We start from the raw sequence: 11,953 nt of genomic DNA, 5'->3' as shown, positions 1-11,953 counted from the left end.
AGCCAGCCCAGGCACGGACTTAGCGCTCGTCTTTCAGCACCTGCTGAAGCAGCGTGAAGGACGCATCCACACGGGCCTCGAGGGGCACGTTGCGGTTGGCCAGCAGGACCAGACCGATCTCTTCATCGGGGATGAAGGCGATATAGCCGCCAAAACCATTGGTCGAGCCGGTCTTGCTGAAAAGCACGGCCTGCTCGGAGGTGTCCCGGCTGCTCAAGCGACTGGCCGGGCGACGCTCCAGAGCCATGGCCGGTGCGTTGCCAGCCAGCAGCGCCTCGCGGGAAACCGGCCAGGGGTAGCGCTCCCAGATCATCGCCTGGGTGAACTCGGCCGTTCGGGTGACGCCCTGGTGCGTCGTCTGTATGGCGGCGGAAAGCTGTTCGGGTACCGACACCGCGCCCAGGTTGATATCGACGAAGCGCAGCATGTCGTCGATATCCGACTTCAAGCCATAGGCTTCGGCATCGAGCATGCCCGGGGTGACCCGGATCGCCGCGTTGCTCTCCCGGGCGTACCCATAAGCGTAGCGGCTCATCTGCGCGGCAGGCACGTTGACGTAGGTATCTTCGAGCGCCAAGGGCTGTAGAACCTGGTCATGAAGGGCCTGGGCATAGGACTGCCCGAATGCCTTGGCCGAGATCCGCCCCAGCATGCCGATACCGACATTGGAATACGAGCGCTCGTGACCGCTACCGGCCTCCGGCTGCCACTGTTTCAGCCAGGCCAGCAGACTGGCGTCGTCTTTGGCCTCGTCCGGCGGCTGCAATGGCAGGCCGCTGCTCTGGTGGGTGGCCAGGTCCATGAGGCTCAGAGCGCCGAAGGGGCGCTTGTCCAGCTCGGGGATATGCTTGGCCACCCGGTCATCGAGGGACAACAGCGAACGTTGCTGCGCCAGTGCCGCCAGGGTGACGTTCAAGGTCTTGCTCAGCGAGCCCAGCTCGAACAGCGTGTCGGGCGTGACCGCAATGGCCGCAGCCCGGTCCGCCATGCCCTGGGTGTAAACGTAGCGCTTGCCCTTCCAGGTCACGCCAACGGCCAGGCCCGGAACGTCGTACGTTGCCATCAGCGGCTTGAACACTTCAGCGGCGCGGGCCTGAAACGCCTGCTCGGACATGGCGGCAGCCGAAAGCGACGTGCCGAGGCTGACGGTGAACAGACCTATGGCGATATATCCATGCTTCATTTTTGCAACTGCTCTCCATTTTTTCCTGGATGTGACACCGGTCACCCGAGTCGCAGGGGTCACCGGTATTCGAATCGACGCCAAGGATAACGCTTCATGCAGGGCCATGGGCCAGTGTCGACAACCTCGCGAGCGTTTCTGCAGAGCCTCTCGACAAAGCCTGCGACTGAGATTATTGTCCGCCCAGGCCACCGCAGTGGTCTACGTCGCTCGGACGGTTCCGGGCGCTTACGTTCTTCGAGGAAAGCATGGCTGACCAAGCTCCGCGCCGCTTTGCGCGCATCGATCGTCTCCCCCCTTACGTATTCAACATCACCGCTGAACTGAAGATGGCCGCTCGCCGCCGTGGCGAGGACATCATCGACCTGAGCATGGGCAACCCCGATGGCGCGACACCGCCGCATATCGTGGAAAAGCTGGTGCAGGTCGCTCAGCGTGAAGACACCCATGGTTACTCCACCTCCCGTGGCATTCCGCGCCTGCGCCGGGCGATCTCGCGCTGGTATCAGGACCGCTATCAGGTCGACATCGATCCGGAAAGCGAAGCCATCGTCACCATCGGTTCCAAGGAAGGCCTGGCGCATCTGATGCTGGCCACCCTGGATCATGGCGATACCGTGCTGGTGCCCAACCCCAGCTACCCGATTCATATCTACGGTGCAGTGATCGCCGGGGCCCAGGTGCGCTCGGTGCCGCTGGTGCCAGGGGTGGACTTCTTCATCGAGCTGGAGCGGGCGATCCGCGAGAGCATCCCCAAGCCGAAGATGATGATTCTGGGCTTCCCCTCCAACCCCACCGCGCAATGCGTGGAGCTGGACTTCTTCGAGCGTGTGGTGGCCCTGGCCAAGCAGTACAACGTACTGGTGATCCACGACCTGGCGTATGCCGACATCGTCTATGACGGCTGGAAAGCCCCATCGATCATGCAGGTACCAGGCGCCAAGGACATCGCCGTGGAGTTCTTCACGCTCTCCAAGAGCTACAACATGGCTGGCTGGCGAATCGGCTTCATGGTCGGCAACCCCGAGCTGGTCAACGCCCTGGGGCGGATCAAGAGCTACCACGACTACGGCACCTTCACACCGCTGCAGGTGGCGGCCATCGCCGCGCTCGAAGGGGACCAGCAGTGCGTGCGTGATATCGCCGAGCAGTATCGCCAGCGCCGCAACGTGCTGGTCAAGGGCCTGCACGAGCTGGGCTGGATGGTCGAGAACCCCAAGGCCTCGATGTACGTGTGGGCGAAGATCCCCGAGGCCTACGCCCAGCTTGGCTCTCTGGAGTTCGCCAAGAAGCTGCTGGCCGAAGCCAAGGTCTGCGTGTCACCGGGCATCGGTTTCGGTGATTACGGCGACGACCACGTGCGCTTCGCACTGATCGAGAATCAGGATCGTATCCGTCAGGCCGTACGTGGCATCAAGTCGATGTTCCGGGCCGATGGGCTGATCGAGGCGCCTGCCGCGAAAACGCCGCGCAAGGCCAGCGAAGCCAGCTGACAGCCATGGCGCGGCACCGCAAGGGTGCCGCGCCGCGTTATGATCGGCGCTCACCCCGCAGACGAGCGCGCCATGCAGGACCTCGGCAACTACCCCCACATTCGCCAGTCGGCCATCCGTTCGCTGTTCGAGATCTTCGAGCAATCCAGCGAAGGCACCATCATCGTCGACCGCGACGCCCGTATCGTCTGGATGAACGAGCGCTACGCACAGCGCTTCGGCCTGCATGGCGCCAGCGAAGCGATCGGCCGGCCCTGCGAAAGCGTGATTCCCGGCAGCCTGCTGCGCGATGTGGTGAAGAGCGGCCGGCCGATCCTGCTGGACATGATGGACACGCCACGGGAACCTCTGGTGGTGATGCGCCTGCCCATCCGTGACGATGCCGGCGAGGTAATCGGCGCCATCGGCTTCGCGCTGTTCGACGAGCTGCAATCGCTGTCACCGTTGCTGGCCCGCTACCAGGCGATGCAGCAGGAACTGGCCTCCACCCGCTCGCAACTCAAGTCCCGCCAGGCCAAGTACAGCTTCGCCCATTTCATCGGTACCAGCGCCCGCAGCCTGGAAGTCAAACGCCTGGCCAGGCGCAGCGCGACCAGCGATTCCGCGGTGTTGCTGCTGGGCGAGACCGGTACCGGCAAGGAACTGCTGGCTCACGCGATTCACAATGCTTCGCCGCGGGCCAGCAAACCCTTCGTCAGCCTGAATACGGCGGCGATTCCGGAAACCCTGCTCGAAGCGGAGTTCTTCGGCACGGCACCCGGCGCCTTCACCGGGGCCGACCGCAAGGGCCGGGCTGGCAAGCTGCAGATCGCCCACGGTGGCACGCTGTTTCTCGACGAAATCGGCGACATGCCGCTGCCGCTGCAGAGCAAGCTGCTGCGGGTGTTGCAGGAGAAGGAGTTCGAGCCTGTGGGTTCCAACGAGGTGCTGCGCAGCGATGTAAGGCTGATCGCCGCCACCTCCATCGACCTGGAGGCGGCGGTGCGCAAAGGCACCTTCCGCGCCGACCTGTACTACCGACTCAACGTGCTGACCATCGCCGTGCCGCCACTGCGCCAACGCCTGGAAGACCTGCCGGCGCTCTGCGAGGCGATCTTCGATGCGCTGCAGGGACGCCACGAGCTGCACCCCGAGGCCATGGCCCTGCTCGCTCGTCATGCGTGGCCCGGCAACGTCCGGGAACTGCACAACGTGCTGGAACGCGCCTGCCTGCTCAGCGATGAGACGCTGCTCGATCGTGCGGCGGTGGCAACGGCGATCGGTACGCTGCAGGCGTTGCCCGAAACGGCCGATGCGCCTGCGGATAACGGTCAGATCGAAGACTTCCATCAGGCCCGGGCGAACTTCGAGCGCGAGCTGATTCGCAAGGCGCTGGTCGCTACCGCGGGTGATGTACCGCAGGCTGCGCAGCGCCTGGGCCTGGGCCGCTCCACCCTGTACCGGAAAATGCTCGAACTGGGCCTTTCGTCCTGATTTCGGGACCAATCCCGGTTTTGGGACAACCGCAGGAAGCAGGCCAGAAAGGCGCAACGTCTGATTTTCATCCCGAAAATGGGACTGACAGCAGGCAGCGCACCTTAGCAAAAAATAAAGTATTTTAAATTCAACAGCTTATAAACCTGGCATAGAACTCGCTATGAGTCAGCCGCGGGCCCACCCGCCGCCGACAACAAAAACAAAAGCGCCCACAGCGCCTGTGCGAGTTACTCGAAGGCTACGGCAGCCTCTCGATTCGCCGTGCTGCAGGGTCAGGAGATAGACGATGAGTGTCATCATCGCCCTCGCTGCACTGGCTCTACTGATGCTGGCTGCCTACCGTGGCTACAGCGTCATCCTCTTCGCCCCCATCGCCGCGCTCGGTGCCGTGCTGCTCACCGACCCCAGCGCCGTGGCGCCCGCCTTCACCGGGGTGTTCATGGAGAAGATGGTTGGCTTCATCAAACTCTATTTTCCGGTATTCCTGCTCGGCGCCGTATTCGGCAAGCTGATCGAGCTGTCCGGGTTCTCGCGCTCCATCGTGGCGGCCGCCATCCGCCTGTTCGGCACCGGCCAGGCGATGCTGGTGATCGTACTGGTCTGTGCCCTGCTGACCTACGGTGGCGTGTCGTTGTTCGTGGTGGTGTTCGCGGTTTACCCCTTCGCGGCGGAGATGTTCCGCCAGAGCAACATTCCCAAGCGGCTGATTCCCGCCACCATCGCCCTAGGCGCATTCAGCTTCACCATGGACGCCCTGCCCGGCACCCCGCAGATCCAGAACATCATTCCCACCACCTTCTTCAATACCACCGCCTGGGCCGCACCCTGGCTGGGGCTGATCGGCAGCCTGTTCGTACTCGGTGTCGGCATGCTCTATCTGCGCCGTCAGTTGGGCAAGGCCTTGCGGGCTGGCGAGGGCTACGGCACAGAGCTGCGCAACGAGCCGGAAACCCCGGACGACATCAAGCTGCCCAGCCCATGGTTGGCCATCGCGCCGCTGATTCTGGTGGGCGTGGCCAACCTGCTGTTCACCCACTGGATTCCGGAGTTCTATGGCAAGACCCACAGCCTGCAACTGGCCGGCATGGCGGCTCCGCTGCAGACCGATGTCAGCAAGCTGACCGCCATCTGGGCGGTGCAGGCGGCGCTGCTACTGGGCATCGTGCTGGTGCTGGTCAGCGCCTTCGGGGTGATTCGCGAGAAGCTCGCCGAAGGCACCAAGAGCGCGGTGGGTGGCTCGCTGCTGGCGGCGATGAACACTGCCTCGGAGTATGGCTTCGGCGCGGTGATCGCATCGCTGCCGGGTTTCCTGATCCTCGCCAACGCGCTCAAGGGCATCCCTGATCCACTGGTCAACGAAGCGGTCACGGTGACCCTGCTGGCGGGCATCACCGGCTCGGCGTCAGGGGGCATGAGTATCGCCCTGGCGGCCATGTCCGACAGCTTCATCGCCGCCGCCAACGCCGCCAACATCCCGCTGGAAGTCATGCACCGCGTCGCCTCCATGGCCAGCGGCGGCATGGATACGCTGCCCCACAACGGCGCGGTGATCACCCTGCTGGCGGTCACCGGGCTGACCCACCGCGAAGCCTACAAGGACATTTTCGGCATAACGATCATCAAGACCCTGGCAGTGTTTTTCGTCATTGGCGTCTTCTACAGCACCGGCATCGTCTAATTTTCATGAGGCGCGCGGTGCTGACAAGGAACCGCGCGCATGAGGAGTTCGTATGAATCTGCAAGGCAAGACCGCACTGGTCACCGGCTCCACCAGCGGCATCGGTCTGGGCATCGCGCTGGTGCTGGCCGAAGCCGGTGCCGATCTGGTACTCAACGGTTTCGGCGACGCCCAGGCGGCCATCGATGCCGTGGCGGCGTTCGGCGGCAAGGTCGGCCACCACCCGGCGGATGTCTCGGATCCACAGCAGATCGAGGCGCTGATCGCCTACACCGAGCAGGAGTTCGGCGCCGTCGACATCCTGGTCAACAACGCTGGCATCCAGCACGTCTCGCCCGTGGAGACCTTCGCCCCGGAACGCTGGGACGCGATCATCGCGATCAATCTCTCCTCGGCCTTCCACACCACCCGCTTGACCCTGCCCGGTATGCGCAAACGCAACTGGGGTCGCATCATCAATATCGCGTCGGCCCACGGCCTGGCGGCCTCGCCCGGCAAGAGCGCTTACGTCGCGGCCAAGCACGGGCTGATCGGCCTGAGCAAATCCGTGGCCCTGGAAACCGCCACCACCGGCATCACCTGCAACGCCATCTGCCCTGGCTGGGTACTGACGCCCCTGGTGCAAGCACAGATCGATGCCCGCGCGGCAGAGAGCGGCGACAGCGAAGGCGAGCGGCGCAATCTGCTGGCCGAAAAGCAGCCGTCACTGGAGTTCGTGACGCCCAAGCAGCTCGGCGAGCTGGCACTGTTTCTATGCAGCGATGCAGCCGCCCAGGTACGCGGTGCGGCCTGGAACATGGATGGCGGCTGGCTGGCACAATAGATGGAAACCGGCAGGGCCGAACGCCCCTGCCCACGAATAAAAAAGTAGTGAGGTAACCCAATGCAGCAACCGCTCTGGACGCCCACGGCCAAACGCATCAGCGCCACACGCATGGACGCCTTCCGCCGCTTCGTCAACAGCCGCCACGGCCTCGCCCTGGCCGACTACACGGCGCTGCACGCCTGGAGCGTGAGCGAGCGCGAAGCGTTCTGGCAGGCCATCGTCGATGTCTTCGACATTCGCTTCAGCCAGCAACCGCAGGCAGTAGTCGAAGAAGGTCCGGCCATGCCCAGCGCTCACTGGTTCCCGGGCGCCACGCTGAACTTCGCCGAGCATCTGCTGCGCCGCCGCGACGAGCACCCGGCCATCGTCGCCATCGGCGAAGACGGCAGCCGAGAGCAACTCACCTACGCGCAACTCGCCGCCCATGTCGCTGGCTTGCAGCGCAGCTTGCAAGAAGCCGGCGTGGGCATTGGTGATCGGGTCGCGGCCTTTATGCCCAACACCTGGCAAACTCTGGTCGGCATGCTCGCCACCGCCAGCCTGGGCGCCACCTGGTCGAGCTGCTCGCCGGACTTCGGCACCCAGGGGGTGATCGACCGCTTCGGCCAGATCGAGCCCAAGGTACTGATCGCCTGCGCGGGTTATCGCTACGCCGGCAAGAACCTCGACCTGACCGACAAGCTCAACGAAATCCTTTCACAGCTCCCCAGCCTGCAGCAGTTGGTGATAGTGCCCTACGACAACCCGGACACCCAGCCGGGCGACTTCCAGACCCAGGCCAATGTCCAGCGCTGGGAGGACTGCTATCGCGCCGAGGGCGAACCGCAGTTCACCCCCGTGCCCTTCGAGCACCCGCTGTACATCCTCTACTCCAGCGGCACCACCGGGGTACCCAAGTGCATCGTCCATGGTGCCGGGGGCACTCTGCTGCAGCACGTCAAGGAGCTGGGTCTGCACAGCGACCTGACGGCGGACGACACGCTGTTCTACTACACCACCTGCGGCTGGATGATGTGGAACTGGCTGGTCTCCGGGCTGGCGCTGGGCGCCACGCTGGTGCTGTATGACGGCTCGCCGTTTCACCCGGATGCCAACCGCCTGATCGACCTGATCGATGCCGAGGACATCAGTATTTTCGGTACCAGCGCCAAGTTCATCGCGGCGCTGGAAAAAGCCGGCGCCAACCCGCGCGAAAGCCACCGCCTGCAGCGCCTGAAGGCAATACTCTCCACAGGCTCACCGCTGGCCCACGAGAGCTTCGATTACGTGTATCGCGACATCAAGGCCGATGTCTGCCTGTCATCCATCTCCGGCGGCACGGATATCGTCTCCTGCTTCGCCTTGGGCAATCCGGTTTCGCCGGTGTACCGCGGCGAGATCCAGTGCAAGGGGCTGGGCATGGACGTGCAGGTGTGGGATGACGCCGGCAAGGCGGTGATCGGCGAGAAAGGCGAGCTGGTCTGCGCCAAGCACTTCACCTCCATACCGGTGGGCTTCTGGAACGACGCCGACGGCGAGAAGTTTCGCAGCGCCTATTTCGAGACCTTCCCGGGCGTTTGGGCCCATGGCGATTACGCAGAGGAAACGCCCCATGGCGGCCTGATAATCCATGGCCGCTCGGACGCGGTGCTCAACCCTGGCGGCGTACGCATCGGTACCGCCGAGATCTATCGCCAGGTGGAGAAGATCGAGCAGGTACTGGAGTCCATCGCCATCGGCCAGCAATGGGACGGCGACGTGCGCGTGGTGCTGTTCGTGCGCCTGCGCGACGGCGTGACGCTCGACGATGCGCTGCAGAAACGGATCTGCCAGGTGATCCGCGCCAACACCACGCCGCGCCATGTACCCGCACGCATCGTCGCGGTGGCGGACATTCCGCGCACCATCAGCGGCAAGATCGTCGAACTGGCGGTACGCAACGTGGTGCACGGTCAGCCCGTGAAGAATACCGACGCCCTGGCCAACCCTCAGGCGCTGGAGCTCTACCGCAACCTGCCGCAACTGCAAGACTGAATGAGCCCGACTCCCGACCCTGAGGGTCGGGAGACTTCCCGACGACCGTCGTGGGCGCGCAGCGACCGAGTCGACCCGTGCAGTGCCGAACAATGGGTCGAACGCCGCGTGAACACCTGAAATGTTTCACGGATATCCACTCGGACAGCTTCTATACTCGCGACATACCGCCCAGGAATGTCCGTGTTGCGCCTGATCGCCTGCCTGCTGTCCTTGCTGCTGCCTTGCTCGCTAGCTGCCGAGCTGCGCGATATCCAGCTCTACATGCCGGACGCGCCACCATTGGCTCTGCAGGGCGACAACGGTAATGGCATCACCGGTGACATCGCCATCATGGCGCTGCAGCGCGCTGGCTATAACCCGCTGGTCGAGAATGCCCCATGGCTGCGCGCTCAAAAGCGCACGCAGGAATCGCGCGACGTGATGATCGTCCCCCTTTCGCGCACTCCCGAGCGGGAAGAACACTTCACCTGGGTGGCCAATATCCAGCCCCTGTATCGCGCCTTCTTCACCCTCGACAACCCGGTCGCCAGCCTCGAGGAAGCCCGCCAGCGTTACCGAATGATTGCCGTCGGCCTCGGCTCCGCGCAAGAGGAACTGCTCAGAAGCAACGGCTTCACCGACGACCAGCTCTATGTCCTCAAGCTCGGTGACAGGCCGATCCAGCTGGTCAGACGAGGACGGGTCGACGCCTGGTTCACCACCGTACTGGAAGGCCGCCACCAGTGGGACAGCGGCCCCGAGCTGGCGATGAGCGCGCCGCTGGCACCGCTGGACATGTACATCGCCTGCTCGCTGCAATGCGACCCGCAACTGGTCAGATCCGTCCATGATGCCTTGGAGAGCATGCGCAGCGACGGCATCCTGCAACGCATCACCGAGCGCTACGTGCCGAAGCGCTAGGGTGATCATCGATTGCCGCCTGGTGAATTTTCTGCTGGACTGCCCTGCCACCCTGCACGAGAACTCAGCATGACTTCCTACCAGGCGCTGTTCGCCATCGGCGAACGTTTCGATGCTTTCGTCAGCCACGGATTGCCCGCCGAGATCGCTGCCGTGCAACGCGCACAAGAGCAGCTCAATGGCGACGGTGCCCTGAGCGCTGACACCCGCCAGCGGCTGGAGGCCGTGGCAGGTCGCTATCACCTGCTGGCCGCTGGCGAGATGTGGTGCCCGGACTGCCAGCTCAACCTCACGGCCATGGACTACCTGCAGCGTTTGCAGCCCCGCGTGGCACTGGCGATCGTCTCCAAGGGCCGTGCCGAGCACGCGTTGAAGGAGCGCCTGAATCTGGAGCGCATGCCGATTCCGCTGGTGGTGGTCCTGGACGAAGGCTTCGAGCCGATCGGCCGCTTCGTCGAACAGCCGCAGGCGGTCATATCCGGCAGGGAAGCGAGCACCCCTGACTACCGCGCCGGGCGGCACCTGGAAAGCACGCTGGATGACCTGCTGACGATCATCGAAAGCCACGAGAAGCGCAGCTGCCGCTGAGCGGTCGGCAGGCGACTCATTCAGCACAGGCCAACGCAAGCACCAGGCTCAGATGCCGTGGCGGCCGGGATCCTCGGGCGGCGTATCCACCTCGATGTCTTCCAGCTTCAGTTCCAGCCCCCAGTCGGCAGGTTCGGCAGTTTTCGGCGGGCTTGCCTCAGCCGGTGGCGCGGCCTGAGCCAGCGGTACTGGAGCGGCCGGGGTCTCACGATAGAGCTTGAGCTTGAGGCGAACGTTGTTCGCCGAGTCGGCGTTCTTGACCGCCTCTTCTTCGTCGATGGCCCCTTCGTTCACCAGTTCGATCAACGCCTGATCGAAGGTCTGCATGCCGAGATTCCTGGATTTCTCCATGATTTCCTTGATCTCGGCAAACTCGTTGCGCTTGATCAGATCACGAATGGTCGGCGTGCCGAGCAGCACTTCGACGGCCGCCCGGCGCTTGCCGTCGGTGGTCTTGACCAGACGCTGGGAGACGAAGGCTTTGAGGTTGTTGCCCAGATCGTTGAGCAACTGCGGCCGACGATCTTCGGGGAAGAAATTGATGATCCGGTCCAGCGCCTGGTTGGCGTTGTTGGCATGCAGGGTGGAAATCGCCAGGTGCCCGGTGTCGGCGAATGCGAGCGCGTGCTCCATGGTTTCGCGGTCACGGATTTCGCCGATCAGAATCACGTCCGGCGCCTGGCGCAGGGTGTTCTTCAGCGCCGCATGGAAGCTGCGGGTATCCACACCGACCTCGCGCTGGTTGATGATCGACTTCTTGTGCCGGTGCACGTATTCCACCGGATCCTCGATGGTGATGATATGCCCGCCGCTGTTGCGATTGCGGTAATCGATCAGGGCCGCCAGCGAAGTCGACTTGCCCGAGCCGGTGCCACCGACGAACAGCACCAGGCCGCGCTTTTCCATTACGGTCTTGAGCAGCACCTCGGGCAGTTTCAGGTCCTCGAAGCGAGGGATGTCGAGCTTGATGTTGCGGGCGACGATGGACACTTCATTGCGCTGTTTGAAGATGTTGATGCGGAAGCGTCCGACGCCGTTGAGGGAGATCGCCAGGTTCATTTCCAGCTCGCGCTCGAACTCTTCCTTCTGCGCACCATCCATGATGGCATCGGCGATGTCGGCCACTGCCCCGGCCTTCAGCGGCTCGCCGCTCAATGCCTTGAGCACGCCATTGAACTTGGCGCATGGCGGCGCCCCGGTCGACAGATACAGATCGGACCCGTCCTGGCTGGAGAGGATTTTCAGCATTGCTTGGAGGTCCATGGGGCAGTATTCCTGTCGGCTAACTGGAGTCTTTTGACCTTAGGCCAAGATGGGTCGATGTACCGCTCAGGAGAAGCCGGAAAATCGACGTCACGCTGATGACGCGGCAAATACTGGCACAATACGCGCCCGGTAAAATGAGGAACCTGTCATGGCAAAGGCAATGGCCCGCCACATTCTGGTCAAGACCGAAGCGGAAGCTGCCGGCCTGAAAAAACGCATCGCAGCAGGCGAGGCATTCGATGTGCTGGCGCGCAAGCATTCCACCTGCCCATCGGGAAAGAAAGGCGGCGATCTGGGCGAAGTACGACCCGGTCAGATGGTGCGAGCCATCGATCAGGTGATCTTCAAGAAACCGCTGCGCGAAGTTCACGGCCCGATCAAGAGCCAGTTCGGCTATCACCTGGTACAGGTGTTCTACCGCGACTGACGTGCCTATCTATGTATAGGTGAAAACGGTCTAGAGGAAATCCATCGCGGCTGGGTGCCACCTGCCGGCCAAGCTGGCAGGATGCAGGGGCAACCACCCA

10 protein-coding genes are annotated in these 11,953 nt (G+C 63.5%); 8 read left to right on the top strand and 2 right to left on the bottom strand.

From position 1 onward, the window contains the following. Positions 1–19: 19 nt before the first annotated feature. On the bottom strand, positions 20–1,183 hold the full coding sequence (gene ampC / locus ACT9T4_RS08655; protein ID WP_499116490.1) for a class C beta-lactamase: 1,164 nt from the start codon (positions 1,181–1,183) through the stop codon (positions 20–22). Between the two features lie 248 nt (positions 1,184–1,431). Here ampC and alaC point away from each other — a divergent pair, with 248 nt between their 5' ends. From alaC to ACT9T4_RS08620, 7 genes are all read left to right on the top strand, one after another. After that, positions 1,432–2,676 carry an alanine transaminase gene (alaC, locus tag ACT9T4_RS08650; protein ID WP_042553674.1) on the top strand — a complete coding sequence of 415 codons (1,245 nt, stop codon included), beginning with the start codon at positions 1,432–1,434 and terminating at the stop codon, positions 2,674–2,676. A gap of 72 nt (positions 2,677–2,748) precedes the next feature. After that, a complete protein-coding gene (locus ACT9T4_RS08645; protein ID WP_042553826.1) occupies positions 2,749–4,149 on the top strand; it encodes a sigma-54 interaction domain-containing protein in 1,401 nt (466 codons plus the stop codon). A gap of 289 nt (positions 4,150–4,438) precedes the next feature. Then, positions 4,439–5,830: a GntP family permease gene (locus ACT9T4_RS08640; RefSeq protein ID WP_499116488.1), complete on the top strand. Its 1,392-nt coding sequence runs from the start codon at positions 4,439–4,441 to the stop codon at positions 5,828–5,830. Between the two features lie 52 nt (positions 5,831–5,882). Beyond that, a complete protein-coding gene (locus ACT9T4_RS08635; RefSeq protein WP_042553676.1) occupies positions 5,883–6,653 on the top strand; it encodes a 3-hydroxybutyrate dehydrogenase in 771 nt (256 codons plus the stop codon). Between the two features lie 60 nt (positions 6,654–6,713). Continuing rightward, positions 6,714–8,669, top strand: coding sequence for an acetoacetate--CoA ligase (locus ACT9T4_RS08630; RefSeq protein WP_499116485.1), 1,956 nt, complete (start codon positions 6,714–6,716; stop codon positions 8,667–8,669). 183 nt (positions 8,670–8,852) lie between these two features. Next, a complete protein-coding gene (locus ACT9T4_RS08625; protein WP_231570151.1) occupies positions 8,853–9,572 on the top strand; it encodes a substrate-binding periplasmic protein in 720 nt (239 codons plus the stop codon). 69 nt (positions 9,573–9,641) lie between these two features. Then, positions 9,642–10,160, top strand: coding sequence for a thioredoxin family protein (locus tag ACT9T4_RS08620; protein ID WP_499116483.1), 519 nt, complete (start codon positions 9,642–9,644; stop codon positions 10,158–10,160). 48 nt (positions 10,161–10,208) lie between these two features. Here ACT9T4_RS08620 and ACT9T4_RS08615 read toward each other — a convergent pair whose 3' ends face one another. After that, a complete protein-coding gene (locus tag ACT9T4_RS08615; RefSeq protein ID WP_499116481.1) occupies positions 10,209–11,423 on the bottom strand; it encodes a PilT/PilU family type 4a pilus ATPase in 1,215 nt (404 codons plus the stop codon). 151 nt (positions 11,424–11,574) lie between these two features. Between ACT9T4_RS08615 and ACT9T4_RS08610 the strand changes: the two genes are divergently transcribed. Continuing rightward, positions 11,575–11,853 carry a peptidylprolyl isomerase gene (locus ACT9T4_RS08610; protein ID WP_042553680.1) on the top strand — a complete coding sequence of 93 codons (279 nt, stop codon included), beginning with the start codon at positions 11,575–11,577 and terminating at the stop codon, positions 11,851–11,853. Positions 11,854–11,953: the final 100 nt, after the last annotated feature.

The organism is Pseudomonas sp. SZ40, assembly GCF_052958135.1.
The sequence above is the reverse complement of the archived record's forward strand: the minus strand, read 5'-3'. Positions and strand labels throughout refer to the sequence as shown.

Coding starts and splice junctions, on each gene's coding strand:
- ampC (WP_499116490.1), bottom strand. CDS start 1,183: ATGAAGCATGGATATATCGCCATAGGTCTGTTCACCGTCAGCCTCGGC.
- alaC (WP_042553674.1), top strand. CDS start 1,432: ATGGCTGACCAAGCTCCGCGCCGCTTTGCGCGCATCGATCGTCTCCCC.
- ACT9T4_RS08645 (WP_042553826.1), top strand. CDS start 2,749: ATGCAGGACCTCGGCAACTACCCCCACATTCGCCAGTCGGCCATCCGT.
- ACT9T4_RS08640 (WP_499116488.1), top strand. CDS start 4,439: ATGAGTGTCATCATCGCCCTCGCTGCACTGGCTCTACTGATGCTGGCT.
- ACT9T4_RS08635 (WP_042553676.1), top strand. CDS start 5,883: ATGAATCTGCAAGGCAAGACCGCACTGGTCACCGGCTCCACCAGCGGC.
- ACT9T4_RS08630 (WP_499116485.1), top strand. CDS start 6,714: ATGCAGCAACCGCTCTGGACGCCCACGGCCAAACGCATCAGCGCCACA.
- ACT9T4_RS08620 (WP_499116483.1), top strand. CDS start 9,642: ATGACTTCCTACCAGGCGCTGTTCGCCATCGGCGAACGTTTCGATGCT.
- ACT9T4_RS08615 (WP_499116481.1), bottom strand. CDS start 11,423: ATGGACCTCCAAGCAATGCTGAAAATCCTCTCCAGCCAGGACGGGTCC.
- ACT9T4_RS08610 (WP_042553680.1), top strand. CDS start 11,575: ATGGCAAAGGCAATGGCCCGCCACATTCTGGTCAAGACCGAAGCGGAA.